The organism is Nocardia colli (assembly GCF_008704205.1).
In the GTDB taxonomy this organism is placed as follows: Bacteria; Actinomycetota; Actinomycetes; order Mycobacteriales; family Mycobacteriaceae; genus Nocardia; species Nocardia colli.
Window position 1 is genome coordinate 1,259,141 of the sequence record NZ_VXLC01000001.1, and the last position, 23,537, is coordinate 1,282,677.

Annotated in this window: 24 protein-coding genes, 1 tRNA gene and 1 other RNA gene; 16 read left to right on the plus strand and 10 right to left on the minus strand. The window is 66.8% G+C overall.

Annotated elements, in window-relative coordinates; translation table 11 throughout:
* The first annotated feature begins 339 nt into the window (after window positions 1–339).
* Window positions 340–1,608: a cytochrome P450 gene (locus F3087_RS05960; protein WP_223884844.1), complete on the plus strand. Its 1,269-nt coding sequence runs from the start codon at window positions 340–342 to the stop codon at window positions 1,606–1,608.
* A 10-nt stretch (window positions 1,609–1,618) separates the two neighbouring features.
* Window positions 1,619–2,839, plus strand: a complete 1,221-nt coding sequence (locus F3087_RS05965; protein WP_150400683.1) for a cytochrome P450 family protein — start codon at window positions 1,619–1,621, stop codon at window positions 2,837–2,839.
* Window positions 2,840–2,880: 41 nt separating this feature from the next.
* On the opposite strand, the gene F3087_RS05970 is transcribed toward F3087_RS05965, so the two are convergent.
* Complete coding sequence (locus tag F3087_RS05970) at window positions 2,881–3,255, minus strand: phosphopantetheine adenylyltransferase (protein ID WP_150400684.1); 375 nt, start codon at window positions 3,253–3,255, stop codon at window positions 2,881–2,883.
* Window positions 3,256–3,339: 84 nt separating this feature from the next.
* Between F3087_RS05970 and F3087_RS05975 the strand changes: the two genes are divergently transcribed.
* Window positions 3,340–4,059: a helix-turn-helix domain-containing protein gene (locus F3087_RS05975; protein WP_223884845.1), complete on the plus strand. Its 720-nt coding sequence runs from the start codon at window positions 3,340–3,342 to the stop codon at window positions 4,057–4,059.
* A gap of 7 nt (window positions 4,060–4,066) precedes the next feature.
* On the opposite strand, the gene F3087_RS05980 is transcribed toward F3087_RS05975, so the two are convergent.
* Window positions 4,067–4,909, minus strand: a complete 843-nt coding sequence (locus F3087_RS05980) for an ADP-ribosylglycohydrolase family protein (protein ID WP_150400685.1) — start codon at window positions 4,907–4,909, stop codon at window positions 4,067–4,069.
* 163 nt (window positions 4,910–5,072) lie between these two features.
* On the opposite strand from F3087_RS05980, the gene F3087_RS05985 reads away from it, so the two are divergent.
* From F3087_RS05985 to F3087_RS06015, 7 genes are all read left to right on the plus strand, one after another.
* Complete coding sequence (locus F3087_RS05985) at window positions 5,073–7,232, plus strand: bifunctional serine/threonine-protein kinase/ABC transporter substrate-binding protein (protein WP_150400686.1); 2,160 nt, start codon at window positions 5,073–5,075, stop codon at window positions 7,230–7,232.
* Window positions 7,233–7,246: 14 nt separating this feature from the next.
* Window positions 7,247–8,230, plus strand: coding sequence for an adenosine deaminase (locus F3087_RS05990; RefSeq protein ID WP_150400687.1), 984 nt, complete (start codon window positions 7,247–7,249; stop codon window positions 8,228–8,230).
* A gap of 131 nt (window positions 8,231–8,361) precedes the next feature.
* Window positions 8,362–8,763 (plus strand): hypothetical protein, encoded by a 402-nt coding sequence (locus F3087_RS05995; RefSeq protein WP_150400688.1) that lies wholly within the window; start codon window positions 8,362–8,364, stop codon window positions 8,761–8,763.
* Window positions 8,764–8,805: 42 nt separating this feature from the next.
* A complete protein-coding gene (locus F3087_RS06000; protein ID WP_150400689.1) occupies window positions 8,806–9,204 on the plus strand; it encodes a hypothetical protein in 399 nt (132 codons plus the stop codon).
* Between the two features lie 212 nt (window positions 9,205–9,416).
* Complete coding sequence (locus F3087_RS06005) at window positions 9,417–9,731, plus strand: type VII secretion target (protein ID WP_150400690.1); 315 nt, start codon at window positions 9,417–9,419, stop codon at window positions 9,729–9,731.
* 39 nt (window positions 9,732–9,770) lie between these two features.
* Complete coding sequence (locus F3087_RS06010; protein WP_150400691.1) at window positions 9,771–10,892, plus strand: amidase domain-containing protein; 1,122 nt, start codon at window positions 9,771–9,773, stop codon at window positions 10,890–10,892.
* A 40-nt stretch (window positions 10,893–10,932) separates the two neighbouring features.
* Entirely contained in the window at window positions 10,933–11,259 is a 327-nt protein-coding gene (locus tag F3087_RS06015; RefSeq protein WP_191093780.1) for a hypothetical protein, read from the plus strand.
* Between the two features lie 84 nt (window positions 11,260–11,343).
* On the opposite strand, the gene F3087_RS06020 is transcribed toward F3087_RS06015, so the two are convergent.
* Both F3087_RS06020 and F3087_RS06025 read right to left on the minus strand, forming a co-directional pair.
* Complete coding sequence (locus F3087_RS06020; RefSeq protein ID WP_150400693.1) at window positions 11,344–12,189, minus strand: hypothetical protein; 846 nt, start codon at window positions 12,187–12,189, stop codon at window positions 11,344–11,346.
* A 127-nt stretch (window positions 12,190–12,316) separates the two neighbouring features.
* A tRNA-Ser gene (locus F3087_RS06025) sits at window positions 12,317–12,404 on the minus strand.
* 139 nt (window positions 12,405–12,543) lie between these two features.
* Here F3087_RS06025 and ffs point away from each other — a divergent pair.
* An RNA gene (gene ffs / locus F3087_RS06030) (signal recognition particle sRNA small type) lies at window positions 12,544–12,638 on the plus strand.
* A gap of 184 nt (window positions 12,639–12,822) precedes the next feature.
* Window positions 12,823–14,112, plus strand: coding sequence for an aminotransferase class I/II-fold pyridoxal phosphate-dependent enzyme (locus tag F3087_RS06035; protein ID WP_150400694.1), 1,290 nt, complete (start codon window positions 12,823–12,825; stop codon window positions 14,110–14,112).
* Between the two features lie 52 nt (window positions 14,113–14,164).
* Here the strand turns inward: F3087_RS06035 and F3087_RS06040 are convergent, their stop codons facing one another.
* Together F3087_RS06040 and F3087_RS06045 are read right to left on the minus strand one after the other, a co-directional pair.
* Complete coding sequence (locus F3087_RS06040) at window positions 14,165–14,971, minus strand: methyltransferase domain-containing protein (RefSeq protein WP_150400695.1); 807 nt, start codon at window positions 14,969–14,971, stop codon at window positions 14,165–14,167.
* 127 nt (window positions 14,972–15,098) lie between these two features.
* Complete coding sequence (locus F3087_RS06045) at window positions 15,099–15,689, minus strand: phosphatase PAP2 family protein (protein ID WP_150400696.1); 591 nt, start codon at window positions 15,687–15,689, stop codon at window positions 15,099–15,101.
* 170 nt (window positions 15,690–15,859) lie between these two features.
* On the opposite strand from F3087_RS06045, the gene F3087_RS06050 reads away from it, so the two are divergent.
* Window positions 15,860–16,435 carry an HhH-GPD-type base excision DNA repair protein gene (locus F3087_RS06050; RefSeq protein ID WP_150400697.1) on the plus strand — a complete coding sequence of 192 codons (576 nt, stop codon included), beginning with the start codon at window positions 15,860–15,862 and terminating at the stop codon, window positions 16,433–16,435.
* A 141-nt stretch (window positions 16,436–16,576) separates the two neighbouring features.
* Window positions 16,577–16,927, plus strand: coding sequence for a hypothetical protein (locus F3087_RS06055; RefSeq protein WP_150400698.1), 351 nt, complete (start codon window positions 16,577–16,579; stop codon window positions 16,925–16,927).
* A 4-nt stretch (window positions 16,928–16,931) separates the two neighbouring features.
* On the opposite strand, the gene F3087_RS06060 is transcribed toward F3087_RS06055, so the two are convergent.
* Window positions 16,932–17,849, minus strand: a complete 918-nt coding sequence (locus F3087_RS06060) for a neutral zinc metallopeptidase (protein WP_150400699.1) — start codon at window positions 17,847–17,849, stop codon at window positions 16,932–16,934.
* A 358-nt stretch (window positions 17,850–18,207) separates the two neighbouring features.
* On the opposite strand from F3087_RS06060, the gene F3087_RS06065 reads away from it, so the two are divergent.
* The gene (locus F3087_RS06065; RefSeq protein WP_150400700.1) at window positions 18,208–19,839 is read left to right on the plus strand and encodes a DUF2207 family protein; all 1,632 of its coding nucleotides are present in this window, start codon (window positions 18,208–18,210) and stop codon (window positions 19,837–19,839) included.
* Between the two features lie 16 nt (window positions 19,840–19,855).
* On the opposite strand, the gene F3087_RS06070 is transcribed toward F3087_RS06065, so the two are convergent.
* Complete coding sequence (locus F3087_RS06070; protein ID WP_150400701.1) at window positions 19,856–20,215, minus strand: MerR family transcriptional regulator; 360 nt, start codon at window positions 20,213–20,215, stop codon at window positions 19,856–19,858.
* Between the two features lie 67 nt (window positions 20,216–20,282).
* Here F3087_RS06070 and F3087_RS06075 point away from each other — a divergent pair, with 67 nt between their 5' ends.
* Complete coding sequence (locus F3087_RS06075) at window positions 20,283–21,053, plus strand: amidohydrolase family protein (protein ID WP_150400702.1); 771 nt, start codon at window positions 20,283–20,285, stop codon at window positions 21,051–21,053.
* Between the two features lie 4 nt (window positions 21,054–21,057).
* Here the strand turns inward: F3087_RS06075 and F3087_RS06080 are convergent, their stop codons facing one another.
* Together F3087_RS06080 and F3087_RS06085 are read right to left on the minus strand one after the other, a co-directional pair.
* On the minus strand, window positions 21,058–22,347 hold the full coding sequence (locus F3087_RS06080; RefSeq protein ID WP_150400703.1) for an ROK family transcriptional regulator: 1,290 nt from the start codon (window positions 22,345–22,347) through the stop codon (window positions 21,058–21,060).
* Between the two features lie 382 nt (window positions 22,348–22,729).
* A complete protein-coding gene (locus F3087_RS06085) occupies window positions 22,730–23,434 on the minus strand; it encodes a hypothetical protein (protein WP_150400704.1) in 705 nt (234 codons plus the stop codon).
* Between the last annotated feature and the right edge of the window lie 103 nt (window positions 23,435–23,537).

The following is a 23,537-nucleotide window of genomic DNA, read 5'->3' on the forward strand; positions in this document are numbered from 1 at the left end:
AGCGCAACATATTTGCGACCCGATAGCCCGCCGTGCCCGATTGCCGCATCGAGAGAGACTTTCTCGCAATGCTGCTACCGTGGGTGGGCCGTCAGGTTCTGGGCGGCTACCAGGGCCGACCGTGGGAATCCGGTGTTCGACCGGCGAAACCGCGTGCCCTGCAGGGACTGTGAGGGGGACGCGGTGAAACCACGGTTACCGCACAGCGTTCCGATCCTCGACGTGCACTCGTTAGCAGTGGTCACCTATGGTCGGGTGAAACTCGATATACCTCCGACCTTTCCACCAGGCACGTGCCCGAGCCGCGTGCCCGCGCACCCACCGTCTGGAGTCACGTCCTTGACCACGTCACCATTCACCGTGTCCGACAACGCCGCACCCGGGGTCTGCCCGGTTCAGCACGGGTCGCCCATCGATACCGATGGGCCCCGCGTGCGGCTGCACACCCCGGAGTTCGCGGCCGATCCCCATCGCGCCTACGCCGAGATGCGCCGTCAATACGGCTCGCTGGTGCCGATCGAGCTGGCCCCGGACGTGCCTGCCACCCTGGTCGTCGGCTACGACGCCGCGCTGCGAATCCTCAACGACCCCGAGCACTTTCCGGCCGATCCGCGGACCTGGCAGCAGAACATCCCCGACGACTCACCCATCAAGCCGATGATGGAGTGGTACCCGAACGCGCTGCGCAACAGCGGCGCCGCGCACGCGCGCTACCGGCAGGCCTACACCGCCGCCATCGACGGAATCGACCTGCACGCCCTGCATTCCACCGTCGAGCGGATCGCCATCCCGCTGATCAACACCTTCTGCACGACCGGCTCGGCCGATCTGGTGACCCAGTACGCGTTCCCGCTGGTCTTCGACGTGCTCAATCAAATGGTGGGCTGCTCAGCGGAATTGGGTCAGCGGGTCGCGACCGGCATGGCTCAGCTCTTCGACACCGTGAATGCCGCGCAGGGCATGCAGATGCTCAGCGAGGCCCTGCTGGAGCTGATCAGCCTGCGCCGCGCGGAGCCCGGCGACGACGTCACCTCCCGACTAGCGCATCACCCGGCCGAACTAGACGACACCGAAATGCTGTGCCAGCTCATCAGTTTCTACGGCGCGGGCATCGAACCGCAGCAGAACCTGATCATCAACACCCTGCTCCTGATGGTCACCGACGATCGCTTCGGCGGCCACGTCCTCGGCGGCAGCATGTCGACCCGGGACGCACTCGACGAGGTCCTGTTCAACGACCCGCCGATGGCGAACTTCTGCACCTCCTACCCGCGGCAGCCGATCCTGATCGACAACAACTGGTTGCCCGCGCATCAGCCGGTCCTGATCAGCCTGGCCGGCTGCAACAACGATCCCGAGATCCGCGGCGGCGACCGCACCGGCAACCGCTCGCATCTGGCCTGGGCCGCCGGACCGCACGCCTGCCCGGCCAAGTCCGTCGCCTATCTGATCGTGCAGGACGCCATCGATCAGCTGCTCGACGCGCTGCCGGAGATCGAACTCGCCGTGGCGCCGGACGAATTGGTCTGGCGGCCAGGGCCTTTCCACCGTGCGGTAGCGGCACTGCCGGTCGTCTTCCCCCAGTCCCCTCCGTTGAACATGATGTAAGGAGCGTCCGATGGAGCATGAACCGATAGTTCTGGACACGACCGGTGCCGACATCCAAGGTGAGTCCGCGCGCATCCGGGCGCGCGGACCCGTTGCGGTAGTGGAATTACCGGGCGGCGTGCCCGCGTGGTCGGCTACCGACGCGGCGGTGCTCAAGAGCCTGCTCGCCGACCCGCGCGTGTCCAAAGATCCTCGGCAGCACTGGTCTTCGTTCATCAACGGGGAGATCACCGAGGCCTGGCCGCTGCTGCCCTGGGTCGCGGTGGACAACATGTTCACCGCCTACGGTTCGGACCATCGGCGCCTGCGGAAACTGGTCTCGCCCGCGTTCACCCATCGCCGCACCACGGCGCTGCGCCCGCGGATCGAGGCGATCACCGACAACCTGCTGAACGCGCTGGCCGCCACCTTGCCCGGCGAATCGGTCGATCTCCGGGCGGGATTCGCGTATCCGGTGCCGATCCAGGTGATCACCGAGATGATGGGCGTGCCCGAACATTTGGGCGGCGGCCTGCACAAGTGCGTGGACGGGTTCTTCGACACCTCGTTCACCCCCGAGCAGGCGCAAGCCAACTATCTCGAGATGTACCGGCTCATCAGCGAACTCGTCGCCTACCGGCGCGAGACGCCCGGCGACGACGTGACCAGCGTCTTGATCGCCACCCGCGCCGAGGACGGCGCGCAACTGGTGGAGAAGGAACTCGTCGACACCTTGATGCTGGTCATCAACGCTGGCCACGAAACCACGGTAAACCTGCTCGACCAGGCGATTTTCGCGCTGCTGACCCATCCGGAACAGCGCGCCGACGTGGTCGAGGGCCGGGTGCCCTGGTCGGATGTGGTGGAGGAAACGCTGCGCTACGAGGCGCCGGTCGCGCACCTGCCGTTGCGCTACGCCGTCGACGACATCGAGATCGGCGACATCCGAATCCCCAAGGGGGAGGCCATTCTTGCCTCCTACGCCGGCGCCGGACGGGACCCGAACCTGCACGGTGCGACGGCCGATCAGTTCGACATCCACCGCACCAACAAGGACCACCTGTCCTTCGGGCACGGCGCGCACCACTGCATCGGCGCACCGCTCGCCCGGCTCGAAGCGGCGGTCGCGCTCCCCGCCTTGTTCGAGCGTTTCCCGAACCTCAGGCTCGCGGTGGATCCCGCGGAATTGCAGCCGGTCGGCAGTTTCGTCTCCAACGGTCACCGTCAGTTGCCGGTGTATTTGGGGGAGTAAGCGGTAAAGCGTGGGGTGCCATTCGGTGCCCCACGCTTTCGTCAGACAAAGGCAAGTGCGGAAGGCACGAGGGCGACCAGTGCGACCACATCTATCCACGCGACGCGCTTGGTCTTGCCATTCAGCTCGCGGAACCCGACGGTGAGCGCGAGTGCCAGAAAGCTGATCATGCTGATCACGGCCGCGATGATCGCGGCAACTCGAATCGGCTCGGCAAACGCGCCGACGACCAGTCCGATTCCGACCAGTGCGAGCAATAGCGCGCGGTGCCGCAAGAGCAACTCCTGGTCGCGATTGCCGAGTCCGGTGCCGTAGACCGCGCCGGCGCGACCGGGTGCGCAGGCGACGATGCCCGGAACAATATGGATCACGCCGATCAGCACCAGCGCTGCCTGCGCGACGTATTCGAATCGCATCCTCGATCCACCCTTTCCCTCGGTCGTGCAAGCATGGCGAGTATGGGCGGTGCGGCACTTCCAGAAACACACTGTCTCGCGACCGTGTGGTTGTGGCCTGGGCACGCGGTATATCGAGGTCCTTCGCTGCGGCTCGACGCGCATTGCGGCTCGGTGCTGTGCCTGGCGGTCGGTCTCGATGCGCCGTTCACGGTGCGGGCCGACGGGATCGAGCAGACGGTGCGGTCCGCGCTGATTCCGCCGCGCATGGTGCATCGAGTCGTGGCCACCGGCGAGCGGATGTTGTTCTGCTACATCGATCCCGGCTCGCCCCGGGCGAAAAGCAGCTGGGACCGAATGACCACTCGCTCTGGTGGATTCGGTTCGGCCCATCGTAATGAGCAAGAGTTGATAAGCCTGGCCGCGCAGCCGGAATTCGATCCGGTGGCCGCCGTCGACCTGGCCTGTGGTCCTGGAGTGGCGACAGTAGACGACCGGATCGCGGCCGCGGCGGCGACATTGCTGACCCATCCGGCCCGGCCGAACTCGGCCGCCGAGCTGGCCGCCGAGGCGCACTTGTCGACCTCGCGATTCCTGCATTTGTTCGCCCGGGACGCGGGCACCAGCTTTCGCCGTTATCGGATGTGGGCGCGGATGCTCAGCGTCGGCCGTGCCGTCGCGAAGGTCGCCGATCTCACCACCGCGGCGGCGGACGCGGGTTTCGCCAGCCCTTCGCACTTCAGCGATACCTTCCACGCGATGTGCGGACTCACACCCAGCAGATTGCTCGTCGACGGTGCGCGAATCGTGGTGCTGGATTCGTGAACCAGGGTCAGGCGAATTTCGCGAGCAGCCGCGCGTCCAGGTCTCGTAAATAGTCGCGACCGAAGGTGCCGTTCTCGAGGCCGTTAACCAGTGCGTCCGGCAGATCCTGCTCGATCTGCGGCGAGCGTGATCCGGCCGCCAGCGCGATGGTCGCCACGGTGTCGACGTCTCCGGTGAAAGCCACTGAGGTGCGCAGGATTTCGCTGAGACTATGGCTAGAACTCAATGTGGTCAGTGCGGCGCGCACGCTCATCCAGCCCTTCGATCCGACCTTGCCGCGCCACGGTCGCGCCCAGCTCGGATCGAGCCGAGCGCCGACCCAGCGGGGGAGTCCGGACACCGGACCGAGCTGGTAGTGGCAGTAGTGCACAGCCAACGCGGCGGCCTGCGCAGCTGAAATCCCGGCGGGTGTGTTGTGCGTGACCCGAGCCTGCACTTCCGCGTAGCGCAGCACCTCGTCGACGGTGGGCAGCAACCCGACCGGCCCGGCGCGCATCGCGGATCCGCTCTTGTCGCTGGACGGGTCGATGCGGCTCAGCAGATCCTCGCCGCTGTGCACGGTATCGAGGAACTGCTGGAACCGACCGGCATAGCCGTCGCGCGGATCGCGGTGGTAAGCCCGCACGAAGTACTCGGCCAGCCCCGCCGGTCGCCACGGCTCACCCGACACCAGCAACTCCGCGACCGCCAACGTCATCTGCGTGTCATCGGTATAGGCACCGGGCCGAATCCCGAGATGCGTCGGATGCTGGATATACCCGGCCAGCGTGTTGTGTTCAGCGACAATGCCCGCACTCGCGTACTCGAACCCGGCACCGTAGGCGTCCCCGACCGCCAATTCGATCAGCACGTGATCCCCCTCCCCGTCGAACCCCGGCCAGATCTTGGCGCATCCGATTCGATAGTGCAACAGGCTATCTCGAAGCTAAGATTGGCTCGGTGCTACCCGCGGTCGGCGCCGAGCCCGGCAGCGCGATGCCCGGTTCGGCGGACTCGAAGTCTGAGGGGGCTGGATGCTGCGCGCTGGTGAGGTTTTCGCCGGATACGTGATCAAGCGTCAGCTGGGCCGCGGCGGAATGGGATCGGTGTATCTGGCGCAACATCCGCGCCTGCCTCGGCTGACCGCGTTGAAGCTGCTCTATCCGGATCTGTATGCCGACACCGAGATTCGAGCCCGGTTCGAGCGTGAGGCGGATCTGGTCGCGCGGCTGGACCACCCGAACATCGTGACCGTGTACGACCGCGGTCTCGACGAGGGGCAGCTGTGGATTTCGATGCAGTACGTCGACGGCATCGACGCCGGCGCAGTCGATCCGCGCACGCTGCCACCGCATCGGGCCGCCGAGATCATCGCCGAGACGGCTAAAGCACTCGACTACGCGCACGCCACGGGAGTCCTGCATCGCGATGTGAAACCGGCCAATATCCTGCTGGCTCGCGCCAACCCGGCGCAGGGTGAGCGAGTTCTGTTGACGGACTTCGGCATTGCCCGGTTGCGAGACGAGTCCAGGCCGTTGACCGAGGCCGGCGGGATCGCGGCGACGTTGGCGTACGCGTCGCCGGAACAATTGTCGTTCGTCCCCGTCGATCATCGATCGGACCAATATTCGTTGGCGTGCAGCCTGTTCTGGTTGTTGTCGGGCACGTCGCCATTCGCGGCGGGCACTCCTGCCGCGATGATCGCCGGTCACCTTCAGCAGCCACCGCCGTTGCTGCACCGCCTGCGGTCGACTCTGCCGCCCGGCATCGACGAGGTATTGGCGAAGGCGCTCGCGAAGAATCCCGACGAAAGATTCGCGTCCTGTACGGAATTCGCCGTCGCGGCGCAGCAAGCTTTGGCGGAACCGCAGGGCCCGCCGCCGGTATGGCAGTCGGCGCCACAGGACGCGCGCCGGCCCGCGCGCCGATCGCTGCGCCGCGCCGGTATCGGTGGGCTGGTGCTGGTGGTGGTCGTCGCTCTGGTCGCCGGGATCCTTTGGGCGACAGGCGATCACTCCGAGGTGAAGACCGGCGATGTAACCGGACCTGTTGCACTGCAACCGATCGATTGGTCCGCCGCCGTCGCGCCGGGCACCACCGGAGGTCCAGCACCGTTCCAGGCGCTGATGCAGATCGACGCAGACGGCAAGGAAGTGCCGCGGCCGAGCACCGCCGCCAGTCCGGCCGGTGACGGCAAGGCCACGTGCGAGCCGGTGACCATCGCCTCGACCGCACCGCTCACCGGATCCGACGCCGGGACCGATCGCGGCCTGATCGGCGGCGTGAAACTGGCCGTCGACCAGTTCACCAAGGCGAACCCCGGATGTCCGGTCACCGTGCGCGAATTCGACTCCGGCGGGTTCCCGCAGTCCGCGGCCGATGTCGCGCGGCAGATCGTGGACGACCCGTCGATTGTCGCGCTGGTCGGTCCGCTGTCCGGCGGGATCCAGTCCGCCGGAGGGATTTTCAGCGACGCCGGGCTGTCCTTCCTCTTTGCGGGCACCACCCCCGTCGACCCCGCCAAGGGCTGGCGCAGTTTCTTCCGTGGCGTGGCCGCCACCGATGTCTATCGTCGGGCCTTGGGCAAATACCTCACCGACACTGCACATTTCAGCCAGATCTGCGTTGTTCGTGACGACTCCGGGTTCGGCAAGGGCCTGGCGCACGATGTCGTCGCGATGCTCGGCAGCGCGGCCGACCCCAGCTGCCGGGCGGATGTCCAACAGGGTGGCCGCGACTTCGGTGCGGCGGTGCACAAGATCGCCGCCGCCACCCCGGACGCGGTGTTCTACTCCGGCTACAGCGCCGAAGCGGCCGCCTTCGCCCAGCAGCTGAAACAGGCCGGCGTCACCGCCCCCTTCGTCACCACCGAGGGCGCGCTCAGCACGGATTTCGTTGCCCCATCACCGATTTCGACCCGTGGCGCGTTCCTGTCCTGTATCTGCGCGCCGGTCACCGGAAAGTTCTACTTCGACTTCCGCGCCCTGAACAACCAAGGCGCAGGCTGGAACGCCGTCGAAGCCTACGACCTCACCACCATCACCCTGAACGGCCTCGCCACCGGCCACCACACCCGCCCCGCCCTCCTCGACTACCTCCGCCACTACCAAGGCCCCGGCCTGGCCCGCACCTACCGCTGGTCCGCCACCGGCGAACTGACCACCCCGGGCATCTGGATCTACCAGATCAACTAGCTAGGATCCCCGGAATGCCCGTACCGAAAGCCGAACTGCATCTGCACATCGAGGGAACGCTGGAACCGGAGTTGGCGTTTGCGCTGGCCGAACGCAATGGCGCAGAGTTGCCGTTCGCCTCGGTGGACGAGTTGCATCACGCCTACAAGTTCGAGGATCTGCAGTCGTTTCTCGATCTGTACTACCGGCTGACGGATGTGCTGCGGGTCGAACGGGACTTCACCGAGCTGGCCGAGGCGTACCTGGTGCGCGCCAGTGCGGCGGGCGTGCGGCATGCGGAGATCTTTTTCGATCCACAGGCGCACACCGCGCGTGGGGTGCCGTTCGCGACCGTTATCGACGGCCTGTGGGCGGCGCTGCGGGACAGTGAGCGGCGGTATGGCATCACGACGAAGCTCATCATGTGCTTCCTGCGGGATCTGTCGGCCGAGTCCGCGCTCGAGATGCTGAGCGCCGCCGAGCCGTACCTGGATCGGATCGTGGCGGTCGGACTCGACTCCGCGGAGGTCGGTCATCCGCCCGCCAAGTTCGCCGCGGTCTATGCACGCGCCCGCGAGCTCGGGCTGCGCGCGGTGGCGCACGCCGGCGAGGAGGGGCCCGCGTCGTATGTGGCCGAGGCGCTGGATGTGCTCCGCGTCGAACGCATCGACCATGGCATCCGCGTGCTGGAAGACCCGGAGCTGGTCGCGCGCCTGGTGCGAGAGCGAATCCCGCTGACCGTGTGCCCGTTCTCCAATGTGCGTCTGCGGGTGATCGACAAGCTGGCCGACCACCCGCTGCGCAAGATGCTCGACCTCGGCCTGGTCGCCACGGTGAACTCCGACGACCCGGCCTATTTCGGCGGCTACGTGCAGGAGAACCTCGACGGCATCCAGGATGCCCTGAACCTGACCGCCGACCACCTGCGCACCCTTGCCCGCAACTCGTTCGAGGCCTCGTTCATCGATGAGCCGACCCGCGCCCGCTACCTCGGCGAGGTCGACGCCTACCACTTCTGATCCGCGAGAATCCAAGCCGCACATCTCGGTTCGAGCGCGCCGGGATGTGCGGCGACTACGCGCCGCGGCGTACCGGCTGATCCGCTGCGCGGCGGATGTGCCGACCACCCCTCCTGACCGACAGTGTGTTCATGACCACAACGGCAGGCAGGCACCGGCTCTTCATCCTCGCGACGTGCGCGGCCCTCGTGCTCGCCGCCATCGGTGACGCCGGCCCCGAGATCATCGAATCTCGCAGTGTCCTAACCGGTTACGACGGTCCTGGGCCGTTGATCTATCTCGGCTTCGCCGTTGTGGTCGCGACGGTTCGATGGCGATACATCCCCCTGACGGCGGTCGTGATGTCGCTGTTCTTCCTGTTCGGCGGATTCGCCGACGCCGACTTCCGGACCCGGCTCGTCACCCCCACCGAGACGATCGAATTCCTCGCCGCGTGGCTGCAAATGCTCAGCTTCGCCGCAACAGTCCTCTTGGGAATCGCCGCCGTCCGCTGGCGTGCACCGGCCGACGCCGAAGTCGCCTCCCCGCGATAACCCGGTTCGAACAGTCCCCGGCCGACTCGAAAGGCATTGACAATGAACACAATTGGTACACGCTTGATAGCCCTGCCGAAGAACACCAAACTGTCCCTCTACGGACTGATTATCGGCATCCTGGGCCTGATAATCCAATGGATAGCCGACCCCGCCAAATTCCCCGGCTTCCCACCCGGCATCCTCGTAATAGCAGTATTCGCCATCGCCGTAGCCCTCACCGCCCGCTGGTGGTGGACCCCTCTCCTCGCCACCCTGATCGCCGCCTTCATAGCCCTAGGCGGCCTCCTCGGCGGCGCCCTCGTCAACAACCTGACCTCAGGAAACATCGCCACCATCGCAGGCAACATCATCCTGTACGCAGGCTTAGCCATCGCCGCCATAGCCGGCATCCTCGCCACAATCGACAGCCGCCGCGCAACCAAATCACCCCTGGGCTGACCGCCGTCGCATGAGGCAACAGAGCGGCCTTGATCAACTGATCAGGGCCTTCCTGCGCCAGAGCCTACGACATTCCAAACCGGAACCAGGGCAATGTCTTTCGGCACCTATGTCAGGTCGACAGCGCCAGCCGTGTCCCGGACTCGGGTAGACCCAGCTTCGATGTCGCTAACTCCGGGAGATAGTCTCGATCCTCGGATAGGGGGTGTCTTGTGGAGGTCGAACCGGCCAGCCTGCGCGCAGCGGCTACAAAATTGTTCACGGAGTCGGGCAACGTCGATCATTGGACGCGACTCGGGGGAGCCAATGCGGTCACTCAGTTGAATGGCCTGGGCTGCGCTGCTTTGTTCACCGATGCGGACAATGCGAGTCGTCAGGCCAAGGCGGTACTCCAGGCCAGGATGAAGGAACTCGGAAACCTGTTGAAGATCTCTGCTGACGAATACACCGATACCGACACCGCGACCGCGGGCAAGTTGTCGTCATTCAGCGATCTGAACTCGGGAGATCCGCACGGGGGGCGATGATTTGTGAGTCCGACAGGATCGATCCCGACCCGGGATCAAGTGACATCGTGGAACGTGGCGGTGCTGAAAGACGTGGCCGCCAACGCGGGCAAGATCGGTGACGCGATCGTGTCGGCGTCCAACTCGGTATACACGACGCTGCACGACGACCTGCATTGGTCGGGCGCGGCGAAGAACGCCGCGGAAGATCGTGCCGTCCGAGAGCAACGCGAAATGCGAGCCGTGGCAACGGCTTACTACGACCTCGAAAGCGCGTCCGAAAGCCTGCACGGGGCAATCGAATACTCGGTCGGGCAGATCAAGCAACTCGTTCAACTGCACGAGGTCGAGCCGGTCGTCATAGGCAACGATCAGGCCTGGACGGTGCACGGCATGACCGACGAGAACGAGGCGGCGAACCTCAGCAGCAGCCTCATCAGCTTCGCCACCACCATCGCCGAGGCCGACGCGCAGTGGAAGCCGAAGATTCAGGAGGCCATCGACGAGATTCGCCGAATGGCGCCGATCAGCAACAACATCGACATCAACGCAGGCAATACGTCCCTCTCGCCGGAACGGGCCGCGGCCATCGAGTACGCCAACCGCTGGGCATTGAGCCGCAATCCCGACTACGAGGACCTGGGCGACGCGGATTGCACCAACTTCGTCTCACAGTGCTTGCGCGCCGGCGGATTCAAGGACGAGGGCGATGGTGGCGTCCCGCAAATGCACCGCGATGACAACGGCCGGTGGTACTACGACGATGACACTGCCAAAGTCGACAAGTCGTATACCTGGGGTGGCGCACCAAATCTGCACGAATATCTGCTCCGGGACAATCCGCAATCGGGAACCCCGAGCGGCACCGAGGTGCAAACCGGTGGGATCACCACCACGACAGCTTCCGCTGACCCGCTGGCCTTGAGCAAGGCCGGTCTGAAACCCGGCGACATCGTTCAGTACGAGTTGAACGACGGCGCCAACGCCGGAACCATCAACCACACCGCGATTTACGTCGGGCAGAAGCCGGTGACGATGCCGAACGGCGAGACGGTGATGGCCGACGTGGTCGACTACCATTCGAAAGAGAACAAGCAGGTGCCCTGGACGCTCCAGCAGGGCAGCGGAAGCTCTTTCCCGCTGACTTATCACATGATCAAGGTGAACTATCCCGGTGACTGAAGCACGCACTCGTTCGAGAAAATGGCTTACGGCTGTGGCCGTGGTGATTGTCGTTGTTCTTGCCGCGCTCGTCGTGGATTGGCTGTTCTTCCTGTCCCGCTACGACTCGCTCACCTGGATGTTGACCCCGCCGCCGCGCATCGACGAGGTCACCTACAGTCGCCTGGATTCCGCGCCCGAGGGCAGCGAGCAGTATCAGCGCCTGGTCGAGCGATACGGCGGTCCACAATCCGCCGATCGCCGCTGGCCGTTGCCGTTCGCGGTCGACCGATCGGCGCGCGCCTGTGACGATTCGCCTTGGCTCCTGTTCGTGCACGACTACGCCGGCAAGATCCACCTGTACAAACTCAACTCCGGCTGCGCGTAACCCGAACGGTCACAAGACATCCGCGACATTCGATCGGCGCGTCGCCGGGACCGGATCGAGCGATCCCGCACCCATGGAGTTCGGCTATCGAGGCAGCACGGCGTAGACGAGGGTCATATAGTCGGAGCCGTTGTTCTGGCGGCTGACGAGCATGACCCGGCGTCCCGCAGTTGTCCGCAGACACATAGGTGGACCTGCGGCGATCGGGCCGGTGCTGTCAAAGCCTGTTTCCGGAATGCAGCGACCCGCGTCGATCGGTCCTTCGGATGTCGGCTTGATCCCCGCACCGTTGATGGGCTTCAACTGGTTACCCGGCAGGGCGACGAGGTCGGGGAGATTGTCACCTGCGGGCGGGTCTATGTCGATTGCCGTGCTGACCTGCATCTGGGCTTGCTGGCATAGCTGAACACAGGGCAGGCCGATGATGTCGGTGATGTCCTGCGGGGTGGGTGTCCAATTGTCTATCGGGGCAGCGGAGTTCACGTTCGGCGGGGTCAGATCGACTGGTGGGTGACCGCTTCGGGCATTCGATTCCGGACCACCAGAGAACTTGACCAGGGCGAGGATCAGCACCGCCAGACACGCCAGCGCGATGACGAGCGGAACCCAGCGGGCGGACGACGCCCGGTTCGAATTCGGCTGCGTGACGGGTGAGTTCTGGGTGATGGTTATGCGGTTGAACCAGCCGGCGACCTGGCTCACCTGTGCCGTAGGCGTCATCCCGAGGTCCGGTGTCGCGGCACCGGCCTCCTCGGTGGGCGGGTTGTGCTCCTGCGCCGGGGGCTCGCCATGCTTTCGCATGAAGTGCTGATACGTCATGGTCGCCAGGCCGACGGAGCCCGCCAGCGCACCGAGCACACCGATCGCTTTGATGACTTCGTTGTCGACGACCACAGCGATGGCGAAGGCGACGATGGCCGTGACGAGCACCGCTCCGAAGGCGAGTGCGCCTGCGCGAAATGGTGTCACGTCGCACAGTATGGACCTCGGGGGCTCAGCCGATGACCTTGGGAGCGCCGAATAGAAAAGGCCCTGACCATTCGGTCAGGGCCTTTCGTGGCGGAGGATAGGGGATTTGAACCCCTGAGGGCGTTAACCCAACCCGCGTTCCAGGCGAGCGCCATAGGCCACTAGGCGAATCCTCCGTGGGGAAGCATACCGGGTGGGGGAGGGTTGACGCCAAACGGGTCCGTTCGGACCAGGAAAATCGCAGTTCGGCCCGGTTTTCACGCGGTTTCGGGTACCCGGAGGAGGGGGATGGGCGGGGGAGCGGCTACACTGGCCGACGGATCCCGCGCGGCGCGCATCCTGTGAACTCCCCCAGGGCCGGAAGGCAGCAAGGGTCAATGGGCTCTGCCGGGTGCGCGGGGTCCCCTTAATTTCTGAGGGGCCTCGCCCGGGCGAAAACCGGCTGCTGAATAACGCCTCCAATTCCGAGCAACACACGGGTAACGTGAACTACGGTCCGTTGACGCCCGATGCGCCTGACGGGCCGCACGTCCGGCCGCCGCACATCGGTCCGGCCACAACCCACGTCCCCGCTGCTTCGAAAGGCTGCCCAGGATGCCCCGGCAAACGCAGATCGGTTTGATGAGCCACGAGGAACTCGTGTCCGAACACGAGACTCAGCACGCGAACTATGCGACGCTCAAGACCGAGAAGCTCACGCTGGACCTGACCCGCGGAAAACCCTCGCCGGAACAACTCGACCTGTCCCTGGACCTGCTGTCCCTGCCCGGTGAGGGCGACTACCGCGACGGCACCGGCACCGACTGCCGCAATTACGGTGGCCAGCACGGACTTCCGGAACTGCGCGCGATCTTCGGCGAGCTGCTCGGCATCCCGGTGGACAACCTGCTGGCCGGCAACAACGCCAGCCTCGAGCTGATGCACGACGTGCTCGCGTTCGCGATGCTGTACGGCACCAACGACTCCGAGCGCCGGTGGGCCGCCGAGGAGAAGCTGAAGTTCCTGTGCCCGAGCCCCGGCTACGACCGGCACTTCTCGATCACCGAGGTGCTCGGCTTCGAGATGATCCCGGTCCCGATGCACCACGACGGCCCGGACGCGCACGCTGTCGCCGAGCTGGTCGCGAACGATCCGCAGATCAAGGGCATGTGGGTGGTGCCGAACTACTCCAACCCTTCCGGCGTCACGTTCTCCGAAGAGGTTGTCCGGGAACTGGTTTCGATGCCGGCCGCGGCTCCGGACTTCCGCCTGATCTGGGACAACGCCTACGCCGTGCACCCGCTGACCGACACCGCGGCTCCGGTGTACGACGTGCTCGGCCTGGCCGCCGCGGCGGGAAACCCCAACCGCCCCTTGGTATTCGCCTCCACCTCGAAAATCACCTTCGCCGGTTCGGGCGTCAGCTTCCTGGGCGGTTCCACCGCGAACCTGAACTGGTACCTCGGCCATGCGGGCAAGAAGAGCATCGGCCCGGACAAGATCAACCAGCTGCGCCATCTGCGCTTCTTCAAGGACGCCGACGGCGTGCGCGCGCACATGCAGAAGCACCGCGCCATCCTGGAGCCGAAATTCGCTGCCGTGCTGCGGATCCTGGAGGACCGGCTGGGCGCGTCGAAGGTCGCGTCCTGGACCGAACCCAAGGGCGGCTATTTCGTCAGCCTGGACGTCCTGGAGGGCACCGCGGCCCGGGTGATCGCGCTCGCCAAGGACGCGGGCATCGCGCTCACCGCGGCCGGCTCGGCGTTCCCGCTGCGGAATGACCCGGAGGACAAGAACATTCGGATCGCGCCGAGCTTCCCGAAGCTGCCCGAGCTGGAGAAAGCGATGGACGGCCTGGCCACCTGCGTGCTGCTCGCGGCCACCGAGAAGCTGCTCGACAAGTAGAACGAAAACAGCGGGCGCGTACCGAGGTACGCGCCCGCTGTGCTGTCTGCGATCAGTCCGGCTTGTGCGCCAGCACGGCGAACATGGTCACCGAAAGGTGAATGTCGCCGCTGGCCGCGCCTGCCTCGAGGTCCTCGACCAGCCGCGCGCGCTGCTCCTCGGTGATCACGCCGCGCGCCACCGCCATCGCCGAAATGCGGGTGACCAGCGAGCCGACGCCGACGGTGCGATCCTGCACCAGCGCGTGCGAGCCGATCTCGTCGATCACCAGGCCCGCCTTGGTCAATTGCCCGGGCAGCCTGCGGCCGGAGAACGGGTTGGTGGTCGCGGAGATCAGCGTGTCGACCACCTCGCGCACCACCTGACGCTCGCCCGGGTGCACGATCGCGGTGCCCCAGTCGCTGTCCACCACCACGACGCGGCCGCCGGGGCGCAGCACGCGCGCGATCTCGTTGGCGGCGCGGGCGGGCGCGGTCAGATGCTGAAACACCCGCTCGCACAACGCGGCATCGAAACTGCCCGCGCCGAACGGCAGGCCGTAGGCATCGCCGGAATGGAATTTGGCGGTCGAACCGGTCTGGGCGGCGCGGCGTTCGGCGGAGGCGAGCAGGTTCGGGTCGGGCTCGACGCCCACCGCCGAGCCGTCGGGTCCGACCGCGTCGGCGAAGGCCATGACCTCCGTGCCGGTGCCGGAGCCGATGTCGAGCGCGTGCTCGCCGGGACGCAGCGCGAGTGCGTCGTGCGCCCAGTCCCGCAACCTGCGGATACCGGGCAGTGCGGCTTGTAAGTCGCGAACGTCGACGAGTTGATCCTGGCCTGCTCGATCGAATCGATCGGGGCGCAAAGTGTAGGTGTCCATGGGCCCGTTTCCATCCCTAGCCGTGGCCACCTCGTGGGGTGCCGATGTAGGTACTGCCGTCTGCTGAGGCATGCGCAGGAGCCTACGCGCGGGGGTATGGCGACGCGCGGTAGGGATGTGAGGCCGGTCACGCGGCGAGCAGGTACGTGGCGGCGGCCAACGTCGCGCCGAGCACCGCGCCCACGATGACCTGGCCGCGAGTGTGATCGCCGAGCCATACCCGCGACCATCCGACCAGCGCCGTCAGCGGAAGGGCAAGCAGGAACCACGGAGAAGCGACCATGGCCAGCAGGACGGTCGTGCCCGCGCCGACCGCGGTGTGCACGCTGACCTTCCAGCCGCCGAGCACGGTCACGATGCCGATCCCGACCAGCACCACCAGTGCGGCAACGGTCCAGCCGATCAGCTCACGCGGCGCGCCGCGCACGATCTCGACGATCAAGCCGGCGCACACGATCGCCAGAATCGCCAGGATCACCCAGTGCCGGTCATCGATCTCTTTCACATGGCGATCGCTCGCGATCCCGCGCCGCACACCCAGCAGAATGACGATCATCGGAATCGCGCCCGAGATCGCCGCGACGAACAATCCCCAGGCCGGCGCACCCACCGCGAACCCGGCGAGCACCGAGGTGACGATGTTGATCATCCACGGCGCGCCCAGTTCGGTGAGCACCCGCGCGGCCCGCCCGGTATCGACCGCCAACCCCCCTTGCATGCGGCAATCCAATCACGTGAAGACCCACCGCGCCCACCGACTCCGACCCCGGATAAGGCGGGCGACGGTGCGGCTCGAGGCGCGATGAGCAGGACGCCTTCGCGCTGTGTTGACAAGTGAGATGATCGAATCCGTCCGAGCAGGTTTGTCACGGTGGGAAGGAATGGGCGATGAGTCGCAAGCTTTGCCTGGCGCAGGACGTCGAGGCGGACGAGCTATTGACCGAGGACCACTTCGCCACCCTGCTCGGCATGCTGTTCGACCAGCAGTATCCGATGGAACAGGCGTTCCGCGGCCCGAAGAAGATCGCCGACCGGATGGGCGGCTTCGACATCCACCGCATCGCCGAGGCCGACCCGCAGGAATTCGAAGACCTCTGCGCCACTCCGCCGGCCATCCACCGCTACGGCCGCTCGATGGCCCGCCGCGCCCAGGAACTCGCCCGCTACGTCATCGAGAACTACGACGCGAAGACCGAGAACCTGTGGAAGCAGGACAAGCCGGATGGGAAAGAGGTGCTGCGCCGGCTGAAGGCGCTGCCCGGATTCGGCGAGCAGAAGGCGCGAATCTTCCTGTCGCTACTCGGAAAGCAGCGCGGGGTGCAACCGGTCGGTTGGCGGGAAGCAGCCGGCGCCTACGGTGACGAAGGTTCGCGCCGTTCCGTCGCCGACGTCACGGATGCCGAATCACTGGCTCAGGTAAGGGAATTCAAGAAACAGGCCAAGGCGGCAGCGAAGCAGAGTTGACGCACGGATAGTCCGCGCCGCTGCCGGTGCCGAGCGCGGATTCCGGCGAAATTCGGTGCAGTGGCGGGGGACTGGCAGTGGTCGGGCATTGCCGGGGTCGGCGCTTTGCCGGGAGGGTGTTGGGCGGAAGGGAGCGGTCTGATGAGGCGACGTCCAGCAGCAGTGGGGTATTTGCGTCGAGATGTTTCCGGCGCGCGGCAGCAGTGGGATGAGGTGCTGATCCGCAGTCTGGCACAGCGGTTCGGGTACGACCTATCCAAGACGGTGGTGTTCGGCGCGGAGACCGAGGACACCGTCGGGCGGTTGATGAACGTCGCACGGCGGCTCGGCACGGATGCCGTGATCGTGCCCAGCGCAGCACATTTCGACGGGGACGTGCCCGGCGAACTGGTGCAGGTGTGCGACGTGATCACCGTGGCGCCGGAGTACACCTACGCGCGCCGGCCGAGCTCGCCGTTCGCCGACGAGGTGCAGGGGCCGCGGCCCGCCTGAACCGCTAGCTGACGGCCGAGGCCGAGGCGGTGAAGGTATTGCATTGGGCGGCACGGTTTTTGTCCAAACCCGTCTCGAACCATTGGCCGCCGTTTTCCGAGGTGCCGTGGTCGCGCATGTCGCCGGCTTGGTCGCCGCGCCCGTAGGCATCTTTGCGCGCGAGGTTGAGCTGCGAGTTGGTGAGCGAGCCGGCGCCGGAGGACGAGTTCAGGTACATGCCGTCGAAGCAGTTGGCCTGCAACTCGACTCGGCGCGACAGCTCGAGGCCTCGGGTGCTGCGCGGGCCCGCGTCGGCGCGGTCGCTGTTGGCCTTGCGCAGTATGCCGGACATGGCCTGCACATGGTGGCCGTACTCGTGGGCGAAGACCGACAGGTAGACGATCCAGTTGTTCTTGAAGAAGTCGGTCTGCAGCTGGCTGATCGGCATGTAGATGGTCTTGTTCGCCGGGCAGTAGAAGGCGGCGAAGTTGCTGGTCGAGCCGGTGCACGGGGTGGTGATGCCGGTGGTGGTCGCGCTCACGTTCAGCGACGGCGCGGTGAACGGCAGATTCGCCTTCTGCAGCACCGGTTTCCAGGCCGCCTCGAGGCAGCCGGCGGCGCTGTCGAAGAACTTGCGTGCGGCGTCCACGTCGGTGCCCCACGGGGAGTACGCGCAGCGCGAAGGGATGAGCGTCGCATTCGGGTCGGCCAGCAGCGGGTTGGCGCCGGTCTCGGCGGGGCCGACCGCGCCGTCGGGGGCGAAGGTGAGGCTCGGGGCGGGACCGGTCGCGTTGTTGTCGTTCTTGCCGGTGGATATGGCGTTGCGGACCAGGCCGCCGGCGACCAGGAAGACCACGACGACCAGCACGGCGATCCACGCGCCGCCACCACCGGACCTGCGACGCGGCGTGTGCGGCGGACGTCCGGGCGGGCCGTACGGCATCGGCGGCGGTGCGCGATGTCCGGGCGGCGGACCGTACCCGGGCGGCGAATATCCAGGTGGCGGACCATATCCCGGCTGTTGGTAGCCCGGCTGCTGTCCGTACCCGGGCTGTTGCCCATAGCCCGGCTGCTGTCCGTAACCCGGCGGTGGTCCATATCCGGGTGGCGGACCGTATCCCGGCGGCGGCCCGTAGCCGGGCGCAGGCTGACCGTACCCAGGCGGGGGCGGAACCGGTCGCCCACCAGGCGGAACCGGTCCGTATCCGTACGGTGGTTGGGTCACGCCCCCGTACCCCCTCGTCTCAATGATCACCGACAGCCGATGACGCAGAATAGCAAGCTGTCTAAAGTAGGCAGCCATGCTGACTTTTCGGGGGGGCGCCGTAGGCGCGCTGCTGCTCGCCACCGTGGGATTGCTCGCGACCGCCCCGATCGCCCACACCCAGCCCGCCCCGAGCGGTGTCTCCATCATCGCCGATCTGAAGCTCAGCCGCGAGGGCGTACTCGAGGTGGTCGAACAGGTCGAGGTGCCGGCCGACGGTTCGTTCCGGATGTCGCTGCCGTTGCGGCTGAAGGTGAGTGACGACGTCGAACGCTATTTCAAGGTCACCGACGTCGACACCAAGGGGGCCGGCACGGCGACGGTGGCGAACGATCAATTCACCATCGAGGCGAAGCCGGGTACGTCGACGTTCACCTATTCGGTGCACAACCTGGTCAACGACGTACCGGGCAGCCAGGTGTTCAACTGGCTCGGCGTGATGGGCAGCGATATCGCGTCGATCAGCGCCACGTTGATCAGCCCGAGCTTCGAAATGGGCATCGTGGACTGCAAACTCGGGCCGCCCGGCAACACCCGGCCGTGCGCCGACGTGAAGACCGAGGTGGACGGCGTGCTCCATCTGGAGCAGACCGACCTGAAGAAGGGTGATGCGATCGATCTCACCCTGCAACTGCCGCCGGGCAGTGTGCCGAGCAATGCGGACGTGCGCGACACCGGCGCTGCCGGACCGTTCGGGATCACCACACCGGTGCTCGTCGCGTTCGGGGTGCTGCTGCTCGCGCTGGCCGGGCTGGTCGCCTTCGTGCTGCGCGCGCGCCGTCAGAATGCCGCTGCCGGAGCCGGTTCGGCGACGATCGATCCGCTGGTGCGCGATGGCGAGCGGGTGCAGTTCACCTCGCCGGACGGGGTGCTGCCCGGTGAGGCGGGGCTGCTGCTGGACGAGCATGTCGATCCGGTCGATATCGCCGCGACGGTGGTGGATCTTGCTGTGCGCCGCTACATCTGGGTGACGCCGCTCGGGGAGACCGACTGGCGGATCACCCGGGTCAACACGCCCGATGATCAGTTGCGGGACTACGAGAAGGCCGTTTACCGGGCGCTGCTGCCCGACGGCACGGACGCCGCGACGATCACCGAACTGCGTGCGCCGGGACGGGTGCAGTCCGGACCGGTACGCACCGCGCTGATCGCCGACGCGGTCACCCGCGGCACCTTCATCGACCGTCGCCGCCCCGGCCTGGCGATGGCGCTGGGCGGTGCGCTGATCGTCGCCGGCGTTATCGCGACCGTCGCGCTGGCCCTCACCTCCGGTCACGCGCTCGTCGGTGTCGCGATCGCGCTCGCCGGCATCGCCACCGTGCTGCTGCCGAAGTACCTGCCCGTCCGGACCACCCACGGCGTCGCGCTGACCGGTCAGATCCGGGCACTTCAGCGCGGCCTGGAATCGACCAGGCGGGAACAGGTTCCGCCGATCGACCAGGAGACCGTCTTCTCCCGCGCGCTGCCCTTCATGGTGATCGGCGGCCGCGCCGACAACTGGATCCGCGCCTTCCGCGACCTGAACCCCTCCGCCGACTCCCAACCCGGCCTCTACTGGTTCGGCGGCTTCGACCGCGACCGCAACCTGCAACGCTTCGCCGGGCACTTCCCGTTCTTCATCACCGCCCTGGAAGGGCTGTTCTCGACCGCAGGCGACCCCCACCGCTGACCCAGCACTTGACTGTTCAGTCCTGGACTGAGCGTTCGGTGTCCAGGATGGCGTGGCGGAGCAGGTCGCGGGCGGTGGCCAGTTCGGCGGCGCGGCGGTCCAATTCGGCCAGGCGGTCCTGGAGGGTGGGGAGGACGCCGGGGCAGGCGCGGAGGGCGCCGTCCGCACTGGTGCAGGGGAGAAGTCGGGCGATGGCGCGGGTCGGGAGGCCGACGGCGAGCAGGGCGCGGATCTGGGTGACGCGGTGTTCGGCGTCCTCGTCGTACTCGCGGTAACCGTTGCTGCGGCGTTCGGCGGAGAGCAGGCCGACGCGCTCGTAATAGCGCAGTAGGCGTTCGCTGATGCCGGTGCGCTCCGCCAGCTCACCGATCAGCATGATTTGACCTTCCCATGGTGTCAGGGATCAACACTCGGCGGTGCAACTCGATTCCTGAGGAGGACCGTTGATCATCGACGCACACAGCCACGTACACGTTCCGGTCGAGGACCACATCGCGCTGCTCGACGAGGCGGGTGTGGACAAGACCGTGCTGTTCATGTCCCGGCCGCATCCGGAGCGCGCCCGAGACCTGGCGGAGCTGCGGCAGGAGATGGACCTGCTGTACCGGGCGCTGGCCGGGGGCGGCAACGAGGCCCGCGAGATCGCCTGGCGTGAGCTGGATGCGGCGCTCACCGCGTACCCGGACCGGTTCATCGGGTTCGGCTCGGTGCCGCTGGACGCACCGGACGTCGGCCTGCTGGTCGACCGCGATGTGGTCGGCCGCGGGCTGCGCGGTATCGGTGAGCTGACCCCGCCGTCAGGTCAGGCGGCGCTGCTCGAGCCGGTACTGCGCGCGGCGACCGACCACGGTGGGCTCCCCGTGGTCGTGCACGGCGCCGCGCCCACCACCGCCGCCGACCTGCACACCCTGGCCGACCTGGCGCGAAGTTATCCACAGGTACCGCTCGTGGTGTCTCAGCTCGGCGGAGCGCACTGGATGGACGCCATCGAGCTGGTCCGCGACACCCCGAGCATGTACCTCGAACTGTCCACCGCCAGTATCGTTTTCGCCGTCCGCATCGCCATCGCCGAGATCCCCGAGCGCACCCTGTTCGGCTCGGATGTGCCCTACGGAGACCCGGTCACGGCACGCCTGACCGTCGAGCGAGCGACCCGTTCGCCACAAGTCCGCGAACTGGTCCTCGGCGGCAACGCTCAGCAACTGCTGAGCTGAACCCTCAGTCGCTCAACGTGGTTCGGCGAATAGCGGCGAGCGGGTCCGCGTAGAGCACGCTCAGTGACGTGACCACCGCCGCGAATTCCTGAACCTTGCCGCCGAAGCCGCTGATCCGGATGTCGGTGGGCGGGAGGGAGGAGCCCTGGTTGAATGCGCGAGCCACGTGCGCGACGGCCGGGCGGTAGCCGGTGAAGGCCTGCCCGCCGAGGATCACCCGGTCGGGGTTGAGCATGTCGCGGACCATGGCCACGGTGTGCCCGAGGATGGTGGCCCGCTCGGCGAGCAGCTCGCGGGCCGGCTCCGAGCCCGACTCGGCCGCACGGTACAGGTCGAGGATGGTCGAGCCCGCGGTTCCGTTGTGCGCGGGGATGATTCCGCGCCCGACGGCCCGCGAGTGCAGCGAACGATCGCCGACGGTCACCTCGAGGCAACCGCGCCTGCCGCAGGTGCATTCGACGTCGGAGCCGGTCGGCAGGTGCGCGATCGAGCCGGGGCCGTTGCTCGGGGTGTGCACGCGACCGTCCAGGGTTACCGCGACACCGGCGGTTTCGCGGACGTAGAAGTACAGGCTGCTGCCGCGTTCCGGACCGGCGACGCGTCCGTTGGCGGCGTCGCGCGATTCGATGGTGGGCAGCAACAACTCCGAGGCCGCCATCGCCTCGACGTGCGGCGCCACCGACACGGGCAGCTCGAGCACCTCGCCGAGCACGGCGCCGATCTGCGCGCCCTGCCACTCCAGCTTGGGATGGTCGACCACGCCGGTGAGCGGATCGACCCGGCCGCCGATGGCGACGCCGGCCCAGAGCGGCTTGCGCCGATGCCACCGCTGCAGGAACGCCTTGGCGCTGCGGGCGACGGTGGTGGTGGCGAATTCCTGGCCGGTCTGCGGGGTGGCGATGGCCAGGCCGCCGAGGATGCGGCCGCGCAGGTCGGCCGCCACGATCTTGGTGACCGCGGCGCCGATGTGGATGCCGAGGGTCAGGTACGCCTCGTGGTCGATCTCGAAGGGCACCCGCGGACGTCCGACCGCGCCCGAGGCGGTGAGGTCGGGACGTTCGCGGAGCAAACCGGCGGCAAGCAGCGCGGACACCTGTCGGTTGACCGTGGCGATGCTCAGACCCGTCGAGCGTGCGGCATTGTCGCGCGAGACCGGGCCACCGGTGGCGGAGCGCAGAACCGCGGCCGCCGGGTTGTCGGCGATGCGCAGTTCAGGGGCGACCACTGGACGCTGGACCCGGATGCGGCCGCCTGCGGTCCTGGCGACGGATCGTTCAAGGGTAGGAAGGGACATGGTGAAGATTCCTTGCCGAGGTCCCGCGCCTGGCGGGACGTGCCTACATGGGCGACTAGGCAGCAAACGAGCTGGAAGAACAGCTCAGCTGCAGCAAGGGCGACAACACAGTTCGCGCGTCAGCGGCAACCGAAGACCCAGCGCGGCGGTCACATAGGTGACCCGCAGCGCGTTCGATCGGCCAGCAGACATGTAAATGAAATTAACACCGGTGACCGCAACTCACCAAGCCTCAAACCGCCGCTGTGTTGTCGCACACAGTGTTTTCCCAGGTCACGGCTCGAGGAAGTCGGGCATCGCCCGCCCTGCTCGCGCACGAAAAAGCCCCGCCCAGGCGAGAGGATGCTGGGCGGGGCTTTGTCGCGGCAGTGGCGACCGCGAGCTATTTCGGCGCCACGAAGGGCTGGTTGATGGTGGTGAAGTACTGGATCGCCGCACCGATCGCGACCGGGGCGGTGACGAAGATCTGACCGCCGATCACACCGAGCGCACCGATGGCGGCGGCGCCCGCGAGGCAGCCGGCGATGATGCCGCCGACGAACGGACCGAAGAGGCCGACGATGGTGCCGCCGACAATCGTGCCGCCGAGCGCGCCGCCCAGGACGCAACCAACCGCCGCGCCGCCGAGGCCGCCGACCAGGGTGCCGATGGTGGCACCCATGGAGATGGTGCTGGTCAGCCGGCTCCAGGCAGCCTGCTCACGGTCGTACTCGGTCTTCCACGGGGCCTTGTCCTCGAACGGCAGCGCGACCGGCTTGTAGGTGGCCTTCGCCGGATCGAGCTGCGGGGTCAGCGTCGCGGTGTGGCCCGCGATGTCGGCCGCGATCGGGAGTTCGAAGTCGTCGATGCGGAACTTCAGCGGGGTGCCGGCGACGACGGTGCCGTTGGCCGCCTTGATCTTCAAGGTGTCGTCCTCGACCACGATCGACCCGGAGTCGGTGGTGATGATCGACGACGCGTCGGTGGCATGGGCGGTGAAATTCACCGGATCATCGTTGGCCGGCGGTGCGGCGACGGAAGTGCCAGCGGCAACTCCGGTCGCCATGGTCACCAATGCCGCGACCACGGCAAGCTTCCTCATCCTCATGTACTGCGATCCCTCATCTAGGTGGAGCTGTCGAGGCAAAGCATCGAGGAGAAAGTCCTGGATAACGAGGGAAAAACGCAGGCAGATTCCAATCCGCGACGGC

Excerpts from the sequence above, each read along its gene's own strand:
- F3087_RS05965 (WP_150400683.1), top strand. The coding sequence starts at position 1,619 with ATGGAGCATGAACCGATAGTTCTGGACACGACCGGTGCCGACATCCAA.
- F3087_RS05970 (WP_150400684.1), bottom strand. The coding sequence starts at position 3,255 with ATGCGATTCGAATACGTCGCGCAGGCAGCGCTGGTGCTGATCGGCGTG.
- F3087_RS05985 (WP_150400686.1), top strand. The coding sequence starts at position 5,073 with ATGCTGCGCGCTGGTGAGGTTTTCGCCGGATACGTGATCAAGCGTCAG.
- F3087_RS05990 (WP_150400687.1), top strand. The coding sequence starts at position 7,247 with ATGCCCGTACCGAAAGCCGAACTGCATCTGCACATCGAGGGAACGCTG.
- F3087_RS05995 (WP_150400688.1), top strand. The coding sequence starts at position 8,362 with ATGACCACAACGGCAGGCAGGCACCGGCTCTTCATCCTCGCGACGTGC.
- F3087_RS06000 (WP_150400689.1), top strand. The coding sequence starts at position 8,806 with ATGAACACAATTGGTACACGCTTGATAGCCCTGCCGAAGAACACCAAA.
- F3087_RS06035 (WP_150400694.1), top strand. The coding sequence starts at position 12,823 with ATGCCCCGGCAAACGCAGATCGGTTTGATGAGCCACGAGGAACTCGTG.
- F3087_RS06040 (WP_150400695.1), bottom strand. The coding sequence starts at position 14,971 with ATGGACACCTACACTTTGCGCCCCGATCGATTCGATCGAGCAGGCCAG.
- F3087_RS06045 (WP_150400696.1), bottom strand. The coding sequence starts at position 15,689 with ATGCAAGGGGGGTTGGCGGTCGATACCGGGCGGGCCGCGCGGGTGCTC.
- F3087_RS06050 (WP_150400697.1), top strand. The coding sequence starts at position 15,860 with ATGAGTCGCAAGCTTTGCCTGGCGCAGGACGTCGAGGCGGACGAGCTA.
- F3087_RS06055 (WP_150400698.1), top strand. The coding sequence starts at position 16,577 with ATGAGGCGACGTCCAGCAGCAGTGGGGTATTTGCGTCGAGATGTTTCC.
- F3087_RS06060 (WP_150400699.1), bottom strand. The coding sequence starts at position 17,849 with ATGCCGTACGGCCCGCCCGGACGTCCGCCGCACACGCCGCGTCGCAGG.
- F3087_RS06065 (WP_150400700.1), top strand. The coding sequence starts at position 18,208 with ATGCTGACTTTTCGGGGGGGCGCCGTAGGCGCGCTGCTGCTCGCCACC.
- F3087_RS06070 (WP_150400701.1), bottom strand. The coding sequence starts at position 20,215 with ATGCTGATCGGTGAGCTGGCGGAGCGCACCGGCATCAGCGAACGCCTA.
- F3087_RS06080 (WP_150400703.1), bottom strand. The coding sequence starts at position 22,347 with ATGTCCCTTCCTACCCTTGAACGATCCGTCGCCAGGACCGCAGGCGGC.
- F3087_RS06085 (WP_150400704.1), bottom strand. The coding sequence starts at position 23,434 with ATGAGGATGAGGAAGCTTGCCGTGGTCGCGGCATTGGTGACCATGGCG.